A 20,408-nucleotide genomic window follows, 5' to 3' on the forward strand; every position below is an offset into this window, starting at 1 on the left:
GCTTCTAGCTTCTAGCTTCTAGCTTCTAGCTTCTAGCTTCTAGCTTCTAGCTTCTAGCTTCTAGCTTCTAGCTTCGTAGCGGAGAAACGAGCGATGAAACTGGTCATTGGCAGCAAGAACCTGTCGTCCTGGTCGTTGCGCGGCTGGCTGGCCATGCAACTGACCGGCGCGGAACTCGAAGAGGTGCTGATCCCGCTGGGCGGTGTCGACACTGCGCGGCGCATCCGCGAGCACTCGCCCACCGGCAAGGTGCCGGTGCTCAAGTGCGAGGACGGGGTGATCTGGGATTCCCTGGCGATCGCCGAATACCTGGCCGAACGCTTCCCCGAGGCGCACCTGTGGCCGCGCGGCGAGGCGGCCCGGGCGCTGGCGCGGTCGATCTGCGCGGAGATGCACAGCGGCTTCCTCGCCCTGCGCTCGCACATGCCCATGGACCTGCAGCGGCACAAGCCGCTGGCCAAGGTGCCGCCCGAAGTGGAAACCGACATCGCCCGCGTCGTCGAGCTGTGGACCCTGTGCCGCCAGGGCTTCGGCCAGGACGGGCCGTTCCTGTTCGGCCACGCCAGCATCGCCGACGCCTTCTACGCGCCGGTGGCCACGCGCCTGCGCAGCTACGCCGTGGAGCTGCCGCCGCTGGCCAAGGCCTACGTGGACACTATCTACCAGTGGGCGGCCTTCCAGCCCTGGCTGCAGGCCGCGCTGGCCGAGCGCCCCTGAGCGCCGGCAACCGACGAGGAGTAATGCTGTGAAACGAGTACATGTCGCCGCCGCCGTGATCCGTGGCGTCGATGGCCGCGTGCTGATCGCCCGGCGCCCGGACGACAAGCACCAGGGCGGCCTGTGGGAGTTCCCCGGCGGCAAGGTGGAGGAGGGCGAGCCGGTGCAGGTCGCGCTGGCCCGCGAGCTGGAAGAGGAGCTGGGCATTCGCGTCGAGCGCGCCCGGCCGCTGATCCGCGTGGCCCACGACTACCCGGACAAGCAGGTGCTGCTGGACGTCTGGGAGGTCTCGACGTTCTCCGGCGAACCCCATGGCGCCGAGGGCCAGCCGCTGGCCTGGGTGGCCCCGCGGGAGCTGCCCGACTACGAGTTCCCCGCCGCCAACCGGCCCATCGTGCAGGCCGCGCGGCTGCCCGAACGCTACCTGATCACCCCCGACGGGCTGGAGCCGCAGGAAGTCCTGCAGGGTATCCGCGCCGCCGTGGCCGGGGGCGTGCGCCTGATCCAGCTGCGCGCGCCGAACATGTACAGCCCGGAGTACCGCGACATGGCGGTGGATGCCGTCGGGCTGTGTGCCGGCAAGGCGCAACTGATGCTCAAGGGCCCATTGGAATGGCTGGGCGACTTCCCCGCCGCCGGCTGGCACCTGACCGCCGAGCAACTGCGCAAGTACGCCCCCAACGGCCGCCCGTTCCCCCAGGAGCGCCTGCTGGCGGCGTCCTGCCACGGCGCCGAAGAACTGGCGCTGGCCAGCGCGATGGGCGTGGACTTCGTCACCCTGTCGCCGGTGCAGCCGACCGAGAGCCATCCGGGCGAACCGGCAATGGGTTGGGACGTGGCGCAGCAACTGGTGGAAGGCTTCAACCAGCCGGTATTCCTGCTCGGCGGCCTGGGCCCGCAGGACCTGGAACGCGCCTGGCAGATAGGCGCCCAGGGCGTGGCGGGCATCCGCGCGCTCTGGCCGAAGGCCGGGGCATAGGCCGTCGTAGGTGCCGCTTTCTTTCCGGCTGCACCGGGGTGCTCTTCGTAGGATGGGTTGAGCGAAGCGATACCCATCCTACGGGGCTTCAGGGAAACACGTTCGTAGGAGCGGACCTTGTCCGCGATAGCCGGACGTATCGGCGCGATTCGCGGATGAGATCCGCTCCTACGCTGCTCCACCCACGCCATTCCCATTGTAGGAGCGCGCCCTGCGCGCGATTCGCGGGCAGGGCCCGCTCCTACAGTTTCGCCGTGAGGCATGGCGTTTCCCCGTAGCGGACCTTGTCCGCGATAGCCGGACGTATCGGCACGATTCTCGGATAAGATCCGCTCCTACAACCGCTCCCGTGCCATTCCCATTGTAGGAGCGCGCCCTGCGCGCGATTCGCGGGCAGGGCCCGCTCCTACAGTTTCGCCGTGAGGCATGGCGTTTCCCCGTAGGAGCGGACCTTGTCCGCGATAGCCGGGCGTATCGGCGCGATTCGCGGATGAGATCCTACAACCGCCCCCACGCCATTCCCATTGTAGGAGCGGGCCCTGCGCGCGAATCGCGGGCAGGGCCCGCTCCTACAGTTTTGGCGTGAGGCATGGCGTTTCCCCGTAGGAGCGGACCTTGTCCGCGATAGCCGGACGTATCGGCGCGGATCGCGGATGAGATCCGCTCCTACGCTGCTCCACCCATGCCATTCCCATTGTAGGAGCGCGCCCTGCGCGCGAATCGCGGGCAGGGCCCGCTCCTACAGTTTTGCCGTGAGGCATGGCGTTTCCCCGTAGGAGCGGACCTTGTCCGCGATAGCCAGGCGTATCGGCGCGATTCGCGGATGAGATTCGCTCCTACGCTGCCCCACCCATGCCATTCCCATCGTAGGAGCGCGCCCTGCGCGCGAATCGCGGGCAGGGCCCGCTCCTACCCATCTACGCGGGCTTTTCCGCCGCCTTCCACAGCACTTCGGCGACGCCCTGGCGCTTGGCGGCTATGCGGGCTGCCACGAACAGCAGGTCCGACAGCCGGTTCAGGTAGCGCAGCCCGGCGCCTTCCAGTGGCTCTTCGGCGTTGAGCTGCTGGCAGCGGCGCTCGGCCTTGCGCGCCAGGGCGCGGCATACGTGGATCTGCGCCACCAGCCGGGAGCCGCCGGGGAGGATGAAGTCCTTCAGCGGCTCCAGCTCTTCGTTCCAGGTATCGATGGCCTGCTCCAGGCGCGCCACCTCGTGGTCGTCCAGGGCGCGGTATTCCGGCATCGCCAGTTCGCCGCCGAGGTCGAACAGGCGGTGCTGCACCGGCGCCAGCACCGTCAGCAACTGGTCCAGCGCGGCGCTGCGGGCTTCCTGCAGGTCGGCCAGCAGCAGCCCCAGCTGGCTGTTCAGCTCGTCCACGCAGCCGATGGCTTCGATCCGCGGGTGGTGTTTCGGCACCCGGCTGCCGTCGGCCAGGCCGGTCTCGCCGGCGTCGCCCGTGCGGGTGTAGATCTTCGACAGGCGATAGCCCATGCCTCAGAGCTCCTTGTTCTGCGGGGGCGGCAGCGCCACCGGCGCCACGGGCTCGTCGCCCAGCGGCAGGCGCAGGGTGAAGCAGGTGCCCTGGCCGAGTTCCGATTGCACTTCCATCTGCCCCTTGTGGTTGTTGGTGATGATGAAATACGACACCGACAGGCCCAGGCCGGTGCCCTGGCCCACTTCCTTGGTGGTGAAGAAGGGCTCGAAGATGCGCTTGCGCACCGTTTCCGGCATGCCGCAGCCGTTGTCTTCCACCTGCACTTCCGCCCACGGCGGGTTGAGCCGCGTGCGCAGGACGATGCGGCCATGTTCGCCTTCCTCCTCGTCGTCGCGCAGGTGGATGGCCTGGGCGGCGTTCTTCAGCAGGTTGAGCAGCACCTGCTCGAACTCGTTGGCGATCACCGGCACCGGGCCCAGGCGCGGGTCGAACTCGTGGACGATCTCCAGCGACTTGAAGTCGAAGCCGCCGGCCAGGTCGAAGTCGTTGCCGGCGATCTCCACCGCCTGCTCGATCAGCGAGGGCAGTTCGCAGGGCGCCATCTGCCGGTGGCTGCGGCGGCTGAAGGCGAGCATGTGGGTGACGATCTTGGCGGCGCGCGAGCCGGCGTACTGGATGCCGTCCATCAGCTTGGGAATCTCCCGCGCCTCCAGGTAGTGGTTGAGGTCGTCCAGGGCGACGCCCACCTCGGCCGCCACTTCCAGGTTCTTCGGCAGTTCCGGCGACAGCCGCCGGCGGATGTTCTGCACGTTGTGCAGGATGGCCCCCAGCGGGTTGTTGATCTCATGCGCCATGCCGGCGGCCAGGCCGCCCACCGAGAGCATCTTCTCCGACTGCACCATCAGTTCTTCCATGCCCAGGCGCTCGGTGATGTCGTCGATGCGGATCACCGCGCCGCGGCCGGTGCCGCCCATCAGCGGGTAGAAGGTCAGGGCATAGTGCCGGGGCGAGTCGATCAATGCCCAGGTGACGCGCTCCACGCGCTCCACCTTGTGCTGCTCGGCGGCGCGGGTCAGTTGCAGGAGGAAGGGCTTGAGCGAGGGGAAGGCGAGAAACACCGGCTGGTTCACCGCGTCGTCCAGGCTGGTGCCGGAAAGTCGGCTGGCCTCCTGGTTCCATTGGGTGACGTAGAGCTGCTCGTCCACCGCGATCAGCGCCGAGGGCATGGAGTCGATGATGCTGTTGAGGTAGTGCTGGAAGCCGGTGAGCTTCTTCTCGATCTTGCTGCGCACCTGCACTTCCAGCTCCAGCTTGCGGTTGGAGCGGCGGGTTTCCTCGGCCAGGTCCTGGGCCTGGGCCATGGCGTCCTGGGCGTCGTCGCGGGCGCGCTTGAGCTGCTGCTCGCGAGCCTCGATGCGCGTGAGCATGGTGTTGAAGGCGTCGGACAGGCGGCCGATCTCGTCGGCATTGCCGCGTTCGGCGCGCAGCGAGTAGTTCTCCTCGCGGGTGACCTGGCGCGACAGCTCTTCCAGGCTGCGGATCGGCCGGGTGATCAGGCGGCGGATCTGCCGGGCGATGAGCATCCACAGCAGCACGCTCACGGCCAGGATCGCCAGGCTGGCGGTCAGCGTGCCGGTGTAGAAGGCGCCGGGCAGCTCGCTGCTGGCCACCAGCAGCAGGTAGCCGTTGCGCCCGCCGGGCTGCGGCAGTTCGAACAGGGCGTTGAGGCGGTATTCGTGGGCGCGCCAGCGTTCCAGGTCCTCCAGGTGCCTGGGCAGCGAGCCTTCCCGGGGCGACTGGGCGATGCGCGTGCCGTTGGCGTCGTAGAGCGCGGCGGCGCGCAGCGGCTGGTAGTCGTCGAGCTGGTGCAGCAGGGTGTCGGCCTGCTCCGGGGAACTCAGCGCCGGGTAGCTGAGCGCCGGGTTGGCGATCAGCCGGCCGATGGTCTGCAGGGCCTGGGGCGCCACGCTGTCCTGGGAGATCCAGTAGGCCGCGCTGATGAACGCCAGGTTGGCCGCCAGCAAAACAGTGGCCAGCAGCACCAGCAGGGCGGCGAGAATCTTCTGGCCGACCGGCAGGTTTTCCAGGCGCTGGCGCAGGTTGATGAAGGACAGCATAGGGGCTCGGCGATCGAAAGCGTGGCGGGCAGGTTAGCCCGCCGCTCAGGCCTCGGGCAATCCGCGTTGGCGCAGCGCGTCGCGCAGGCGCCGGTGCAGGGCGTTCAGCCCGGGCAGCGCCAGGTGGCGGCGCTGGCCCTCGGCGCAGGCATGGCCGAGCAGGTAGGCGATTTCGGTGCGCCGACCGTTGGCCACGTCCTGGTACATGGAGGAATAGTTGGCCGCGGTGGCGGCGATCACCCGTTCCACTTCGCCCTGCAGCTCCCGCGCCGCCGTGTCGTAGCCGCAGGCGTGGAGCAGTTGGCCGAGTTCGTCGCACAGGCCGGCGACTTCCTCGGCATGGCTGGCCAGTTCGCCGTTGCGGCAGTGGTGCAGTACGCTCAGCGGGTTGATCGCGCAGTTCAGCGCCAGCTTGCGCCACAGCCGTTCGAGGATGTCGCCGCTCCACTGCACGGGGATTTCGGCGCGGGCCAGGTCGTCCAGCCAGGCCGGCGCCGGGCCGCCGCGCTCGTCGCCGAGCCAGGTCTGCCCGCGGCCGGCGAAGACCACGCGGAAATCGCCGTCGCGGAACGCCCCTTCGGTGCTGGAGGCGTACAGGCAGCGCGCCCGCGGCAGGTGCGCGGCCACCGCCTGCTGGCTGCCCAGGCCGTTCTGCAGGAGGATGATCTCGGCGCCGGGCGCCAGGTGCGCGGCCACGCTGGCGGCGGCTTCCTCGGCGTCGTAGGCCTTGCTGGCCAGGAGCAGGCGCTGGATGGGCGCGTTCAGGTGCCCGGCGGTCTCCGCGGGGATCGGGTAGAGGCTCTCGCGGCCGTCCTCGCAGAGGGTGAGGCCGCCGCGGGCGCGGTACGCCGTCAGGCGCTGGCGGTCACGCAGCAGCAGCTGCACGGGCAGGCCGGCGCGGGCCAGGCGGGCGGCCCAGAGGCTGCCGAGGCTGCCTGCGCCGAGGATGGTCCAGTTCATGGTGGGCTTCGCGTGTCGATGGGCGTACAGCGAAGTCTAGCGCACCCCGGGCAGCCGGCTGGCGTTGATTCGCCCGCTGGCATAGGCGTCGGGCAGCAACTGGCGGGCCTGTTCCATCACCTCTTCGGCCTGCAGCGGCAGGGACTTGGCGTCCAGCCCCACCAGGCCGATGCCGGCCTTCAGGCTGACGAAGCCGCGGCTGGTCTTGAAGGCCTTGAGGTTGAGCCCTTCGTGCAGGCGGCGGAAGCTGCTCGGCGAGCATTCCTGGAGGTCGTCGATCAGGGTGATGAGGCCGAAGTGCTGTTCGTCGATGCGCGTCAGCACGTCCAGCGGCCGCACCAGTTGCTGCAGGCGCCGGCCGATGCCGTGCAGCAGCTCCTGGTGGAAGCCGGGGAAATGCTGGCCGTCCTGCTCCAGCAGGACGGGAATGCCGATCAGCAGGTAGCACACCGCGCCGCCGCGGGATTCCACCTGGCGGATGCTGTCGGCGAGCTTCTGCCGCAGGTAGCGCAGGTTGCCCAGGCCGGTGGCGGCGTCCACCAGGTTGCGCTCTTCCAGGCGGTTGATGTTCTCGGTGAGCAGGCGGTTCTCCACCAGCAGGCGCTGCAGGGTGTTGCACAGGCGGTCGGCGGCCAGCACCCGCGGCACCAGTTGCTCGCTCATCGCCGTCTTGCTGACGAAGTCGTCCACGCCGCGGTCGAAGGCCTCGGCCAGGGCGTTGTCGCCCTCCTTGCCGGTGAGCAGCATGATGTAGGTGTAGTGGTCGCCGCTTTCGTCCAGCTGGCGTACCCGCGCGGTGAGCTCCAGGCCGTCCATCTCCGGCATCAGCCAGTCGGCCAGGAGCACGCTCACCGGTTCCCGTTCCAGCAGTTGCAGGGCCTCGCTGGCGCTGCTGGCGAAGCGCACGTTCTGGTAGCCGGCCTGGCTCAGCGCCCGGCCGATCATGGCGCTGGAGAATTTCGCGTCGTCGACCACCAGGATGCTCAGATGGTTGGTTGGCATGGGGCAGGGGACTCGGAGGAGGCGGGGATTCGCCGGTTCTGGGCCGGGCGCGTGCTTGTGGCTCAGTTATAATGAGCGCGCATTTTTACCGTCAAGCCAGGCGCGTGCCCGAGTGTGAACCGGATCGCGCCGTCCATCTGGAGAGATGACATGCCTTCGTTCGACATGGTGTCCGAACTGGACAAGCACGAACTGACCAACGCCCTGGACAACGCCGGCAAGGAGCTCGAGCGCCGCTTCGACCTCAAGGGCAAGTGCAGCTTCGAGCCCAAGGACAAGTCGGTTACCCTGACCGCCGAGGCCGATTTCATGCTGGAGCAGATGCTCGACATCCTGCGCAGCAACCTGATCAAGCGCAAGATCGACATCCAGTGCATGGAGCTCAAGGATGCCTACCCCTCGGGCAAGGTGGTCAAGCAGGAAGTGAACTTCCGCGAGGGCATCGACAAGGACCTGGCGAAGAAGATCGTCGGCCTGATCAAGGACCGCAAGATGAAGGTCCAGGCCGCCATCCAGGGCGAGCAGGTGCGCGTCACCGGCAAGAAGCGCGACGACCTGCAGGAAGTGATCGCCATGCTGCGCGGCGAGTCCCTGGGCATGCCGGTGCAGTTCAACAACTTCCGCGATTGAGCGGAACCTCGTTGTCCGGGCGGCGTCGCAAATAGAGCGCCGCTCGGCGAATACCGATCGCCATGGTTCGCCATGGCGTTCGTATTTCTAATAATCGAAAACCAAGGGGGCCCCATTCCATGGACATGAATTACGACCAGCTAGTACGGAGCGCAGAGGCCTGGATGCCGGTGGTGCTGACTTACCTGGGCAACGCCGTGCTGGCGCTGATCACCCTGCTGATCGGCTGGTGGCTGATCAACCTGCTGACCCGCCGGGTGGGCGGGCTGATGGCCAGCCAGCGGGTGGACAAGACTCTCCAGGGCTTCATCGGCAGCCTGGTGAACGTGGCGCTGAAGATCCTCCTGGTGGTCAGCGTGGCCTCGATGATCGGCATCCAGACCACCAGCTTCGTCGCCGCCATCGGCGCCGCCGGTCTGGCCATCGGCCTGGCCCTGCAGGGCAGCCTGTCGAACTTCGCCGGCGGCGTGCTGATCCTGCTGTTCCGTCCGTTCAAGGTCGGCGATGCCATCGAGGCGCAGGGCGTTTCCGGCACCGTGGACAGCATCCAGATCTTCCACACCGTGCTGCGCACCGGCGACAACCGCACGGTCATCATGCCCAACGGCGCGCTGTCCAACGGCATCATCACCAACGTCTCGAGCCAGGCCACGCGCCAGGTGATCTTCGACATCAAGCTGGCCTTCGACGCCGACCTGGACGCGGCCCGCGGCATCCTCCTGGAACTGGCCCAGGACCCGCGCGTGCTCAAGAACCCGGCGCCGGTGGTGGTGGTCTCGGCCCTGGGCGAGAACTCGGTGACCCTGTCGCTGCGCCTGTGGACCGCCAACGCCGACTTCGGCGCGGTGACCTTCATGCTCAACGAGCAGGTGCGCCTGTGCCTGCGCGACCGCGGCATCGACCTGGCCCTGCCGAGCCGGGTGGTGCGGGTGGTCAGGGGCTCCGAGGAAGAAGCCTTCGCCGAGTGAGGGCGAGCCCATGGAAAAGGCCGGCGATATCAGGCTGTGTGAAAACCTCCGGATCGGTCCAGCTGGTTAAAAAACAACCTGGATTTCGCGTTTCTACGCGGATTCTGGGTTGGCTGAATAGCCAAGCCTTTTCAGATTTCACGTAGGAACGCACTCTTCGAAGAGCCGCTCGGGTTTTCACACAGCCTGGATATGCCGGCCTTTTCGTTTCTGCGCCGGCCTTGCCGGCGCAATCGCGGGCAGGGCCCGCCCAAGGCAGCTCAGCCGCTGCGCTCGGCGCTGTGCCGCGTGGCTACCGGCTCTTCCGGCTCGCTCGGCACGCCGTCGGGCATGCCCTTGTCGCGGCGCAGCCACAGCCAGCCGATCAGCAGCAGGGTGGGGATGCCGAGCACGGCGGTGACGAAGAAGAAGTGCTCGTAGCCCATGTGCTCGACCATCTTGCCCGAGTAGCCGCCGATGAAGCGCGGCAGCAGCAGCATGGTGGAGCTGAGCATGGCGTATTGGGTGGCGGAGAACTTCAGGTTGGTCAGGCTCGACAGGTAGGCGACGAAGGCCGAGGCGGCCAGGCCGCCGCTGAAGTTGTCGAGCATGATGGTCAGCACGAACATGCTGACGTGGGGCTCGAATTCGAGCAGCAGGGTGAAGACGTCTTCGCTGATCACGCTCGGGTCGGTGATCGGCCCCATGTGCGCCAGCATGGCGAACAGCAGGTTGGTGCCGGCCGAGGCGGCGCCGGCGAGGAGCAGGATCGGCAGGATGCTGAAGCGGGCGATGAGCAGGCCGCCGGCCGCCGCGCCGACCAGGGTCATGATCACCCCGAACAGCTTGCTGACGGTGGCGATCACTTCCTTGGAGAAGCCCATGTCGATGTAGAACACCCCGGCCATCACCCCCATCACGGTGTCGGAGAGCCGGTAGGTGGAGATCAGCCCGAGCAGCAGCAGCGCCTGCCAGCGGTAGCGGCGGATGAACTCGGTGATGGGCGTGAGCACCGGAGCCATCAGCAACCGGCCGGGGGCCGACAGGCAACTCAGGGCGATCAGCAGGTAGAGGCTGGCCAGCCACCATTTGCCGGCGCCCGCGGAGTTGGTCATGGCGGTGCCGGTCACCAGCAGGATGATCAGCACTATCACCGACACCGCCTGGTGGACGAAGTCGAACTGCGGCACGCCCTTGCCGTGGGCGGCGATCAGCAGCGGCCGGCGCACCCGCGAGAGCAGCTCGCGCACCGGGCGGATCTGCTTGCGCCCGCGCGGGCTCAGGCAGAGGACGATGAACAGGGCGTAGAGCGCCGCCCGCGGCCAGGCCTGGTTGGTCAGCGCGGTGAGCATGGCCGGCACCGAGATCAGCAGCACCAGCAGCTGCAGCACCGAGAGCAGCTGGTGGTTGAAGGCGTAGGCGGAGTTGCCCACCGCCTGCGGCTGGACGTTCACCTCGGGCTCGCGGATCAGCAGGCTGGTGACCAGCCCGGGGAGGATCAGCAGGGCGAACAGCGCATAGGTCAGGCCCCAGGCCGCCTGGCTGTAGTGCAGGCTGCTGGAGCCCAGCCATTCGGCGAGGAACAGCGCGCCCGCGCTGGCCAGCAGCACGGCGCCGCGGTAGCCGGTCATGTAGCAGGCGGCCAGGGCGGCCTGGCGGGTGTTCTCGGCGATCTCCAGGCGGTAGGCGTCGATGGCGATGTCCTGGGTGGCCGAGGCGAAGGCCACCACCAGGGCCAGGCCGATCAGCCACGGCAGGTGGCTCTGCGGGTTGCACAGGGCCATGCCGAGCAGGCCGATGGCGATCAGCGCCTGGGAGAACACCAGCCACGAGCGGCGCCGGCCGAGCCGGCCGACGACGGGCAGGCGCCACTGGTCGAGCATCGGCGACCACACCCACTTGAACGCGTAGACCAGCCCCAGCCAGCTGGCGAAGCCGATGGTTTCCCGCGCCACGCCGGCTTCCCGCAGCCACACCGAGAGGGTGGTGAAGACCAGCATCGTCGGCAGCCCGGCGGCGAAGCCGAGCAGCAACAGCGCGAGACTGGCGGGAGACTTGTAGGCAACCAGTGCCTCTCGCCAGGAGTGCTTCTTCATGAAAGGTTTCCAGCACGCAAAAAATTATCGCGAACTCTACTAGCAGAGCCCGGCGTGAAGCCAGCCATGCCGACGTATGTCCACCCGATCGTTGTGGATTCGGACTCCCTCGGCGCGCAATCGTGCCCGTTGTTCGTCGCCGCCCGGGCTGCCCAGCGGCAGGCTGATGCGCCCGCCGGCGGCGATCACCCGGTGCCAGGGCAGGCGCGAGCCCTCCGGCAACTGGCTGAGCACGCGGCCCACCAGGCGCGCAGCGCGGCCCAGGCCGGCCATGCGGGCCAGCTCGCCGTAGCTCACCACGTAACCTTCGGGCACCTGGGACAGCGCCAGGTAGATGGCTTCGCGACGCACCTGCAGGCTTTCCAGGCCGAGGTCGGCGACATTTTCAGGGGCGGGGGCGGGCGGTTTTCTCGAAGGCATGGGGCGGCTTTCCGATGGCTGCGGGCCAGGTCGACAGCATATCGCCGGGCACCGTCGGGGCAATGATGCAGGAGGTACCCTTCATCCATCCAGTTGAACTCCCTGCATGGGGCCCGGTCAGTCGTTGCTCTGGTGTCGGGTATGCGGATAATGCCCGGCTTTTTTTCCAGCCATCCGAATTGAATGCCGCTCATGCTGTCGAGAACCCTGCTGTGCCTTGCCGTCGCCGCCGCTCCCCTGACCTCCCTGGCCGATACCGTCTGGTTGAAGAACGGTGACCGGCTGACCGGCAAGATCAAGCTCTACGATGGGGGCCGCCTGGTGCTGGCCACCGACTATGCCGGCGAGGTCACCCTGACCGGCGACAAGATCGCCACCCTGCAGACCGAGCAGAACCTGCTGGTCAAGCACGACGAGGACGCCACCGGCGAGCACTCCAAGGGCCTGAAGGCCGCCGAGCCGGGCAAGGTCACCCTGGTCAACGGCGCCGAGGAGACGGTGCCGCTGGCCAGCATCGAGCAGATAGTGCCGCCGCGCCCGCTGCTGCAGGACTGGGTGTGGAAGGGCCAGGTGGACTTCTCCGTCGACCACACCATGGCCGAGAACGACGTCGAGGACTACGACGTCGACTTCAAGACCAACGCCCGCCACGGCATGTGGCGGCACAACCTGCAGGGCGAGTACAACCGCGAGAAGAAGGACGACTCGGTCAGCGTCAACAACTATTCCGCCGAATACGCCCTGGACCGCTTCCTGGACGAGCACTGGTTCTGGCAGGGCAAGGTGGAATACAAGCGCGACTGGGTCGAGGACCTGGAGAAGAAGCGCACCGTCGGTACCGGCCCCGGCTACCAGTTCTGGGACAACGAACTGGGCGCCTTCTCCCTGGCCACCCTGGTCAACCGCAACGACTACGACTTCGTCGATGGCGAGAAGGACCACTTCTATTCGGCGAGCGTGAAATGGGACTACAACCGCTACCTGTTCGCCAAGCAGTTCGAGATCTTCACCAACGGCGAGGTGGGCAAGCCGCTGTCGTCGAAGGTGGACTACGAAGTGGAGAGCGAGGCGGGCGTCCGCTACAAGCTGACCTCCTGGGCGGCGCTGAGCCTGAAGGGCGAATGGGACCGCCTGAGCGCCGAGGATGGCGGGGTGAACCAGCGGCGCTACACGCTGGGGATCGGGGTGGGGTGGTAAGTAAATTAGCTAGAAGCTAGAAGCTAGAAGCTAGAAGCTAGAAGCTAGAAGCTAGAAGCTAGAAGCTGGAGGCGGGAGGGCGCTTCCAGCTTCCAGCTTCCAGCTTCCAGCTTCGGGCTTCGGGCTTCGGGCTTCGGGCTTTACAATCTCAACCCGCCATCCAGTTCCAGCACGCGGCCGGTGTAGTAGTCGTTCTCGAGGATGTAGGCCACCGAGTGGGCGATCTCGTCCGGGCGGCCCAGGCGCTTGAGCGGGATGCCGCTGGTCATCTTCTCCAGGGCCTCGGGCTTCATGCTGGCGACCATGTCGGTCTCGATGAAGCCCGGCGCCACGCCGGCCACGCGGATGCCGTAGCGCGCCAGTTCCTTGGCCCAGACCACGGTGTCGGCGGCGACGCCGGCCTTGGCCGCGGAATAGTTGGCCTGGCCCATGTTGCCGGCGCGGGAGATGCTGGAGATGTTGACGATCGCGCCCTGGTTGTCCAGCTCGATCATCTTCGCCGCCACTTCGCGGGTGCAGAGGAACACGCCGGTCAGGTTGACGTCGATCACCGCCTGCCACTGGGCCAGGCTCATCTTGCTCAGCTGGCCGTCCTTGACCTTGATGGTCAGGCCGTCGCGCAGGATGCCGGCGTTGTTCACCAGGCCGTTGATGGCGCCGAAGTCGCTGGCCACCTGGGCCACCATGTGGCTAACCTGTTCCTCGTTGGCCACGTTGCACAGGTAGGCGCGGGCGTCGCCGCCGGCGGCCTTGCAGGCGGCGACGGCCTCGTCCAGTTTCTCCTGGTTCAGGTCGACCAGCGCCAGTTTCGCTCCCTTGGCGGCGAGGAACTCGCCCATGGCGCGGCCCAGGCCCTGGCCGCCGCCGGTGATGATGATGACCTTGTCTTGCAATTGCATGGTTGGAATCCCCACGGCAATGTCGAGTGATTGGCCTCGCCGGCAACGGTGAACGAATTTTCTGTGCCCGTCCGTTTGCGACGGATTCTTAGCGAGGAGTCATAAGGTGAGCGTGAAAGCTGCCAAGAATGCCCGAGAATTGCTGCTCAAGGAATACCGGGCAGTGCTTTCCACCCAGTCGAAGAAGTGGCCGGGCTACCCCTTCGGCTCGGTGGTTCCATACTGCCTGGACGGCGCCGGCCGGCCGCTGATCCTGATCAGCCGGATCGCCCAGCACACCCACAACCTGCAGGCCGACGCCAAGTGCTCGCTGCTGGTCGGCGAGCGCGGCGCCGATGACATCCAGGCCGCCGGCCGCCTGACCCTGCTGGCCGAGGCCCGGCAACTGGAGGACGTCGAGGAGATCGAGGCCGCGGCGGAGCGCTACTACCGTTTCTTCCCCGGCTCGCGCGACTACCATACGGCCCACGACTTCGACTTCTGGGTGCTGCAGCCGGTGCAGTGGCGCTTCATCGGCGGCTTCGGCGACATCCACTGGCTGGGCGCCGACAGCGTGCCGCTGGCCAACCCCTTCGTCGGCGAGGTGGAGCGGGGCATGGTCGGGCACATGAACCAGGACCACGCCAACGCCATCGTGCATTACCTGGAGCTGGCCGGCCTGCCGGTGGGCGAGGCCCCGGAGCTGGCGGGAATCGATACGGAAGGTTTCCACCTGCGCGTCGGCTCCATACTCCACTGGCTGCCGTTCCCGGCGCCCTGCGCCAACCCCGGCGAGGTTCGCCAGGCGCTGGTGCAACTGGCGCGGGCGCAGGCCTGGCCGGGCAACGAGGTGATCCAGGCTTGAAATAGGCGGGTGTCGGCGCCAACTACTGAATATCCGGGCCGACGCCCCGCCAAGGACCCCTGAAATGCGAGTTACCCTGTTCTTCCTGCTGCTCTTCCCGCTGATCGAACTGGCCGTGCTGATCAAGGTCGGCAGCGTCATCGGCGTGGGCTGGACCCTCCTGCTGCTGGTCGCCGGCGCCTTCCTCGGCGCGGCGCTGCTGCGCGTGGCCGGCCTGGCCACCCTGTGGCGCGCCCGCGAGCGCCTGGCCCGCGGCGAGATGCCCGAGCAGGAAATGCTCGAGGGCCTGCTGATCGCCGTCGGCGGCGCCCTGCTGATGCTGCCGGGCTTCATCAGCGACATCTTCGGCCTGCTCTGCCTGCTGCCGTTCACCCGCAGCCTGCTGCTGGGCGGCCTGCGCCGACGCATGCGCGAGCAGGAAGAGCGGCGCCGCGCCTTCGCTGGCGACCCGTCGGCGCAATCCCGCGGCCCGCATGGGCCGAACGTGATCGAGGGCGAGTTCGAACGCCGCGACAACGATCGCCTGCGCTGAAAATTTTTTCTTCACGGCCTTGAAATGCCCCACGACGACCTCATGTAGCAGGCACCGCAAGGTCCCTGTCATTCGGACAGGCTGTCTTACGCGGCTCGCCCGTCGGGCCGCAAACCGGCGAAGCCGGCTTCAACAAAACCTGCCGGACACTGATCCGGCCGTTGTAAACCACTGTTTGGGAGAGTTACGACTATGAAGCTTCGTCCTCTGCATGATCGCGTCGTCATCCGTCGCAGCGAGGAAGAAACCAAGACCGCAGGCGGCATCGTGCTGCCGGGTTCCGCCGCCGAGAAGCCGAACCGTGGCGAAGTCGTCGCCGTCGGTGCCGGCCGCGTGCTGGACAACGGCGAAGTTCGCGCTCTGGCAGTGAAAGTGGGTGACAAGGTGGTGTTCGGCCCCTACTCGGGCAGCAACGCCATCAAGGTCGACGGCGAAGAACTGCTGGTGATGGGCGAGTCCGAGATCCTCGCCGTCCTGGAAGACTGATCAGTCCGCCCCAACCCCACTGAATTCGATTTAGAGGAAACAGAACATGGCTGCTAAAGAAGTCAAATTCGGCGATTCCGCTCGCAAGAAAATGCTGGTCGGCGTGAACGTCCTGGCCGATGCCGTCAAGGCCACCCTCGGCCCGAAAGGCCGTAACGTGGTGCTGGACAAGTCCTTCGGCGCACCGACCATCACCAAGGATGGCGTGTCCGTCGCCAAGGAAATCGAACTGAAGGACAAGTTCGAGAACATGGGCGCCCAACTGGTGAAAGACGTTGCCTCCAAGGCCAACGACGCCGCCGGTGACGGCACCACCACCGCCACCGTCCTGGCCCAGGCCATCGTCAACGAAGGCCTGAAGGCCGTTGCCGCCGGCATGAACCCGATGGACCTGAAGCGCGGCATCGACAAGGCCACCATCGCCATCGTCGCCCAGCTGAAGGACCTGGCCAAGCCGTGCGCCGACTCCAAGGCCATCGCCCAGGTTGGCACCATCTCCGCCAACTCCGACGAATCCATCGGCCAGATCATCGCCGAAGCCATGGACAAGGTCGGTAAAGAAGGCGTCATCACCGTAGAAGAAGGCTCGGGCCTGGAAAACGAACTGTCCGTCGTCGAAGGCATGCAGTTCGACCGCGGCTACCTGTCGCCCTACTTCATCAACAAGCCGGACACCATGGTGGCCGAGCTGGAAAACCCGCTGCTGCTGCTGGTCGACAAGAAGATCTCCAACATCCGCGAAATGCTGCCGGTGCTGGAAGCTGTCGCCAAGGCCGGCCGTCCGCTGCTGATCGTCGCCGAGGACGTCGAGGGCGAAGCCCTGGCCACCCTGGTGGTCAATAACATGCGCGGCATCGTCAAGGTCGCCGCCGTCAAGGCCCCGGGCTTCGGCGATCGCCGCAAGGCCATGCTGCAGGACATCGCCGTCCTGACCGGCGGTACCGTCATCTCCGAAGAAGTCGGTCTGAGCCTGGAAGGCGCCACCCTGGAGCACCTGGGTAACGCCAAGCGCGTGACCATCAACAAGGAAAACACCACCATCATCGACGGCGCCGGCGCCCAGGCCGACATCGAGGCCCGCGTCGCCCAGATCCGCAAGCAGGTCGAAGAGACCTCCTCGGACTATGACCGCGAGAAGCTGCAAGAGCGCCTGGCCAAGCTGGCCGGCGGTGTTGCCGTGATCAAGGTCGGCGCTGCCACCGAAGTCGAGATGAAAGAGAAGAAAGCCCGCGTCGAAGACGCCCTGCACGCTACCCGCGCTGCGGTGGAAGAGGGCGTGGTCCCCGGCGGTGGCGTTGCCCTGGTGCGCGCACTGCAGGCCATCGAAGGCCTGAAGGGCGACAACGAAGACCAGAACGTCGGCATCGCCCTGCTGCGCCGCGCCGTCGAATCCCCGCTGCGCCAGATCGTCGCCAACGCCGGCGACGAGCCGAGCGTGGTGGTCGACAAGGTCAAGCAAGGCTCCGGCAACTTCGGCTTCAACGCCGCTACCGGTGTCTACGGCGACATGATCGAGATGGGCATCCTGGACCCGGCCAAGGTCACCCGTTCGGCCCTGCAGGCTGCTGCCTCCATCGGCGGCCTGATGATCACCACCGAGGCCATGGTTGCCGAAGTGGTGGACGACAAGGCCGCTCCGGCCATGCCGGACATGGGCGGCATGGGTGGCATGGGCGGCATGATGTAAGCCTCCCGGCCCCTGGCTGAGAAAAAGCCCCGCTTCGGCGGGGCTTTTTCGTTTCCGGCCCTTTGTGCCAAGATGTGCCGCGCAGGAGATGGCATTCCTCCTTCAACCGCCCCCGTGGCTGATGATGCCTACGCATTCACCTGGACCAGGCGCGTAGGCGTTCGCCTGCGGCCTGTCCGAAAGCCCCTCAAGGACAGGATCATGTGGAAACCCGTTCTCGCCATCGCCCTCGGCGCCGCCATCGGCGCGTTGCTGCGCTGGTACCTCGGCCTCAAGCTGAACAGCCTGATGCCCAACGTCCCTCCCGGCACCCTGGCCGCCAACCTGATCGGCGGCTACATCATCGGCGTCGCCGTCGCCTACTTCGCCAGCGCCCAGGGCATCGCCCCGGAGTGGCGGCTGCTGATCATCACCGGCTTCTGCGGCGGCCTGACCACCTTCTCGACCTTCTCCGCCGAGGTCGTCACCCTGTTGCAGGAAGGCCGCCTGGCCTGGGCCATGGGCGCGGTCGCCGTGCACGTCGGCGGCTCCCTGGCGATGACCCTGCTCGGCCTGTTCACCGGCAACTGGCTGATGGGCAGATGAACCGCCGCGGGGGCGCTGCGAGTTCGCCCCCGCGACTCTTCGCGACACCTCTCCCGCGATCCCCTTGACGCCCCGGCTGGCGCGGCCTGGAGCTTTGTGAAAAAAACGTCAAAGACGCTTAAGTTCCAATTAAGCGAGCTAGTCTAGGGTGCCCTGCAAAGCGGAGAGGAACATGCGGATTCTGTTGGTGGAAGACAATCGGGACATCCTGGCCAACATGGCGGATTACCTGGGGCTCAAGGGTTACACGGTGGATTGCGCGCAGGACGGCCTGTCCGGCCTGCACCTGGCGGCCACCGCGCACTACGACCTGATCGTCCTGGACGTGATGCTGCCCGGCCTGGACGGTTTCACCCTGTGCCGGCGCCTGCGCGAAGACGCGCGGCGCGACACCCCGGTGATCATGCTGACCGCCCGCGACCAACTGGATGACCGCCTGCAAGGCTTCCGCTCCGGCGCCGACGACTACCTGCTCAAGCCCTTCGCCCTGTCGGAGCTGGCCGCGCGCATCGAGGCGGTGCTGCGCCGGACCCAGGGCGGCGGCCGCCGCGAGCTGCAGGTGGCGGACCTGAGCTACAACCTCGACACCCTGGAAGTGAACCGCGCCGGCAAGGCGCTCAAGCTCAACCCCATCGGCCTCAAGCTGCTGGCCGTGCTGATGCAGAAGAGCCCCCACGTGGTGCGCCGCGACGTGCTCGAGGAAGCCGTCTGGGGCGACGATTGCCCGGACAGCGACAGCCTGCGCAGCCACGTGCACCAACTGCGCCAGGTGATCGACAAGCCTTTCGCCCTGCCGTTGCTGCACACCGTCCACGGTGTCGGCTACCGCCTGGCGGAGGAAACGAATGGAGTATAGGCAGAGCCTTTCCCGCCGGATCGTCTTTGCCTTCGTGTTCATGACCGCGCTGGTCGGCGGTCTGTTTTCCCTGAGCATCGTCGGCGTGGTGCACGTGGTCGAGGAACGCCTGATCTCCCGTGACCTGGGCGGCGAACTGGACCGCATCATCAACGAGGACCTACACAGCGGCAGGGGCCCGCGGCTGGACCCCGGCATGCGCTTCTTCGTCAGCGACGGCGTCGGCATCTATGCCATGCCGCCGGCGCTGCGGCGCCTGGAGTCGGGCTTCCACGAAGTGTTCGACGGCGAGCTGTCGTTCCACGCGCTGGTGCGCGACACCGACGGCCGCCGCTACGTGCTGCTGCAGGACCAGAGCGATTTCGAGGCGCGCGAGCAGGTGCTGTACGCCGCCGTGGTGACCGGCTACGTGCTCAGCCTGGCGCTGGCCGGCCTGCTCGGCTGGCTGCTCTCGCGCAAGGTGATGGAGCCGGTGGTGCGCCTGGCGCGCCAGGTGCGCCACCGCGACCAGTTGCTGGACCTGGCGCCGCCGCTGGCGCCGGACTACGCCCACGACGAGGTCGGCGAACTGGCCGAGGCCTTCGACTATGCGATCGGCCAACTGCATCAGGTGCTGACCCGCGAGAAGCTGTTCACCAGCGACGTCAGCCACGAACTGCGCACGCCGCTGATGGTGATCGCCACCAGCAGCGAGCTGCTTGCCGAGGAACCGGGCCTGAGCCCGAAGGCACGCACCCAGCTGGCGCGGATCGCCAGCGCCAGCGAGGAAATGCGCGACCTGGTACAGACCTTCCTGATGCTGGCGCGCTCGCGCACCAAGGAACTGGACATCGCCCCGCGGGCCGGCCTGCAGCGCATCGCCGACGACCTGGCCGGGCAATGGCGCGGGCCCATCGAGGCCAAGGGGCTGCAGCTGATCTACGAGGTGCAGGCAGTGCCGCCGGAGGAATACAACGCGGCCTTCCTGCGCTCGGTGATGAGCAACCTGTTGCGCAACGCCATGCACTACACGGACGCCGGACATATCCGCTTGCAATTGACCGACAGCGGTTTCGTCGTCGAGGACAGCGGCCAGGGCATTCCTGAGGAGCAGCGCGAGCGCATGTTCCAGCCCTTCGTCCGCGGCCCGCAACAGCGCGGCGAGGGCCTTGGCCTGGGCCTTTCGCTGGTGAAGCGGATCTGCGCGGCGGAAGGCTGGGAAGTCGACCTGACGCCGGCACAGCCCCACGGCTGCCGTTTCGAGGTTCGCCTGGTGGGCGAGCCTTGACGAATTTTTCACATGCGCATGACCGCATGGATACAGAATCACCCTTAGTTTCGTATAAAAAATGAGCAGGAACCCCATCATGAGCGACAAGCCCGTCGAGCTTGAGTTTTCCCAGAAGTACGACCGTCAGCATGCCGAGCGCTACCTGCGCAAGCATCGCAGTGGGCTGTCCCGGAAACTTTCCCATTGGCGCGATGTCCAGATCGCCCGCCAGGCACTCAAGCTGGCCGGCCAGCCGAACCTGGTGCTGGACCTGCCGTGCGGCGCCGGGCGCTTCTGGCCGATGCTGGCCGAGAAGGACAACCGGGTGATCATCGGCGCGGACAATTCCGCCGACATGATCGCCGTGGCCTGCGCCGGCCAGCCGGAGGAGGTTGTCAAACGCGTGCGACCTTTGCAGACTTCGGCGTTCGCCATCGATCTGCCGGACAACGCCGTCGACAGCATCTTCAGCATGCGCCTGATGCACCACATCGGTGAGCCGAGCGACCGCATGACCATGCTGCGCGAGTTCCACCGCGTGACCCGCGACAGCGTGATCCTCTCGCTGTGGGTCGACGGCAACTTCAAGGCCTGGAAACGCCGTCGCGCCGAGGAAGGGCGCAAGAAGCACGCGTACCAGAACCGCTTCGTGATTCCTGCCCGCAGCATCGAGGAGGAGTTCCGCCAGGCCGGTTTCTCGGTGCAGGACCATATCGATTTCGTCCCGCTGGTGCACATGTGGCGGGTCTACATTCTGCGTAAGGAGTAATG

Annotated in this window: 20 protein-coding genes and 1 riboswitch; of the genes, 13 read left to right on the top strand and 7 right to left on the bottom strand. The window is 66.9% G+C overall.

Translation table 11 applies throughout. From position 1 onward, the window contains the following. Positions 1–93: 93 nt before the first annotated feature. Both FG99_RS22315 and FG99_RS22320 read left to right on the top strand, forming a co-directional pair. Positions 94–717, top strand: coding sequence for a glutathione S-transferase family protein (locus tag FG99_RS22315; RefSeq protein ID WP_043272381.1), 624 nt, complete (start codon positions 94–96; stop codon positions 715–717). 28 nt (positions 718–745) lie between these two features. Further along, on the top strand, positions 746–1,696 hold the full coding sequence (locus FG99_RS22320) for a Nudix family hydrolase (RefSeq protein ID WP_043272382.1): 951 nt from the start codon (positions 746–748) through the stop codon (positions 1,694–1,696). 917 nt (positions 1,697–2,613) lie between these two features. On the opposite strand, the gene FG99_RS22325 is transcribed toward FG99_RS22320, so the two are convergent. Genes FG99_RS22325 through FG99_RS22340 form a run of 4 tightly spaced genes read right to left on the bottom strand, consistent with a single transcriptional unit; the run spans position 2,614 to position 7,209 of the window. Further along, the gene (locus tag FG99_RS22325; protein ID WP_043272383.1) at positions 2,614–3,186 is read right to left on the bottom strand and encodes a cob(I)yrinic acid a,c-diamide adenosyltransferase; all 573 of its coding nucleotides are present in this window, start codon (positions 3,184–3,186) and stop codon (positions 2,614–2,616) included. Positions 3,187–3,189: 3 nt separating this feature from the next. Beyond that, positions 3,190–5,235, bottom strand: a complete 2,046-nt coding sequence (locus tag FG99_RS22330) for a sensor histidine kinase (protein WP_024128173.1) — start codon at positions 5,233–5,235, stop codon at positions 3,190–3,192. 57 nt (positions 5,236–5,292) lie between these two features. After that, positions 5,293–6,207, bottom strand: coding sequence for a putative 2-dehydropantoate 2-reductase (locus FG99_RS22335; RefSeq protein ID WP_043272384.1), 915 nt, complete (start codon positions 6,205–6,207; stop codon positions 5,293–5,295). A 36-nt stretch (positions 6,208–6,243) separates the two neighbouring features. After that, complete coding sequence (locus FG99_RS22340; RefSeq protein WP_043272385.1) at positions 6,244–7,209, bottom strand: response regulator; 966 nt, start codon at positions 7,207–7,209, stop codon at positions 6,244–6,246. 150 nt (positions 7,210–7,359) lie between these two features. On the opposite strand from FG99_RS22340, the gene FG99_RS22345 reads away from it, so the two are divergent. Both FG99_RS22345 and FG99_RS22350 read left to right on the top strand, forming a co-directional pair. After that, on the top strand, positions 7,360–7,839 hold the full coding sequence (locus FG99_RS22345) for a YajQ family cyclic di-GMP-binding protein (RefSeq protein ID WP_043272386.1): 480 nt from the start codon (positions 7,360–7,362) through the stop codon (positions 7,837–7,839). A 119-nt stretch (positions 7,840–7,958) separates the two neighbouring features. Further along, a complete protein-coding gene (locus FG99_RS22350) occupies positions 7,959–8,807 on the top strand; it encodes a mechanosensitive ion channel family protein (protein WP_009617952.1) in 849 nt (282 codons plus the stop codon). Between the two features lie 260 nt (positions 8,808–9,067). Here the strand turns inward: FG99_RS22350 and ampG are convergent, their stop codons facing one another. Together ampG and FG99_RS22360 are read right to left on the bottom strand one after the other, a co-directional pair. After that, positions 9,068–10,882, bottom strand: coding sequence for an MFS transporter AmpG (gene ampG, locus FG99_RS22355; RefSeq protein ID WP_043272387.1), 1,815 nt, complete (start codon positions 10,880–10,882; stop codon positions 9,068–9,070). Between the two features lie 39 nt (positions 10,883–10,921). Next, positions 10,922–11,302, bottom strand: coding sequence for an MGMT family protein (locus FG99_RS22360; protein ID WP_009617955.1), 381 nt, complete (start codon positions 11,300–11,302; stop codon positions 10,922–10,924). Positions 11,303–11,494: 192 nt separating this feature from the next. Between FG99_RS22360 and FG99_RS22365 the strand changes: the two genes are divergently transcribed. Next, positions 11,495–12,499: a DUF481 domain-containing protein gene (locus tag FG99_RS22365; RefSeq protein WP_043272388.1), complete on the top strand. Its 1,005-nt coding sequence runs from the start codon at positions 11,495–11,497 to the stop codon at positions 12,497–12,499. Positions 12,500–12,639: 140 nt separating this feature from the next. Here FG99_RS22365 and FG99_RS22370 read toward each other — a convergent pair whose 3' ends face one another. Next, positions 12,640–13,398 (bottom strand): SDR family oxidoreductase, encoded by a 759-nt coding sequence (locus FG99_RS22370; RefSeq protein WP_009617962.1) that lies wholly within the window; start codon positions 13,396–13,398, stop codon positions 12,640–12,642. A gap of 106 nt (positions 13,399–13,504) precedes the next feature. On the opposite strand from FG99_RS22370, the gene FG99_RS22375 reads away from it, so the two are divergent. The 8 genes from FG99_RS22375 to FG99_RS22410 all read left to right on the top strand — a co-directional run bounded on the left by FG99_RS22375 (position 13,505) and on the right by FG99_RS22410 (position 20,406). Beyond that, positions 13,505–14,242, top strand: a complete 738-nt coding sequence (locus tag FG99_RS22375; protein ID WP_043272389.1) for a HugZ family pyridoxamine 5'-phosphate oxidase — start codon at positions 13,505–13,507, stop codon at positions 14,240–14,242. Between the two features lie 64 nt (positions 14,243–14,306). Next, positions 14,307–14,774, top strand: coding sequence for an FxsA family protein (locus FG99_RS22380; protein ID WP_043272390.1), 468 nt, complete (start codon positions 14,307–14,309; stop codon positions 14,772–14,774). Positions 14,775–14,966: 192 nt separating this feature from the next. Next, a complete protein-coding gene (locus FG99_RS22385; RefSeq protein WP_009617968.1) occupies positions 14,967–15,260 on the top strand; it encodes a co-chaperone GroES in 294 nt (97 codons plus the stop codon). Positions 15,261–15,306: 46 nt separating this feature from the next. Next, the gene (gene groL, locus FG99_RS22390; RefSeq protein ID WP_009617969.1) at positions 15,307–16,947 is read left to right on the top strand and encodes a chaperonin GroEL; all 1,641 of its coding nucleotides are present in this window, start codon (positions 15,307–15,309) and stop codon (positions 16,945–16,947) included. A 75-nt stretch (positions 16,948–17,022) separates the two neighbouring features. Next, positions 17,023–17,085: riboswitch (Fluoride riboswitch) on the top strand. Positions 17,086–17,148: 63 nt separating this feature from the next. Next, the gene (crcB, locus tag FG99_RS22395; RefSeq protein WP_009617970.1) at positions 17,149–17,532 is read left to right on the top strand and encodes a fluoride efflux transporter CrcB; all 384 of its coding nucleotides are present in this window, start codon (positions 17,149–17,151) and stop codon (positions 17,530–17,532) included. Positions 17,533–17,704: 172 nt separating this feature from the next. After that, positions 17,705–18,388, top strand: a complete 684-nt coding sequence (locus FG99_RS22400) for a response regulator transcription factor (RefSeq protein WP_009617976.1) — start codon at positions 17,705–17,707, stop codon at positions 18,386–18,388. Then, a complete protein-coding gene (locus FG99_RS22405; RefSeq protein WP_043272391.1) occupies positions 18,378–19,655 on the top strand; it encodes a sensor histidine kinase in 1,278 nt (425 codons plus the stop codon). The genes FG99_RS22400 and FG99_RS22405 overlap by 11 nt, the downstream gene beginning before the upstream one ends. Before the next feature lie 79 nt (positions 19,656–19,734). Beyond that, positions 19,735–20,406, top strand: coding sequence for a class I SAM-dependent methyltransferase (locus FG99_RS22410; protein ID WP_009617980.1), 672 nt, complete (start codon positions 19,735–19,737; stop codon positions 20,404–20,406). Positions 20,407–20,408 lie beyond the last annotated feature (2 nt).

It is taken from the genome of Pseudomonas sp. AAC (genome assembly GCF_000725445.1).
Classification (GTDB): Bacteria; Pseudomonadota; Gammaproteobacteria; order Pseudomonadales; family Pseudomonadaceae; genus Pseudomonas; species Pseudomonas citronellolis.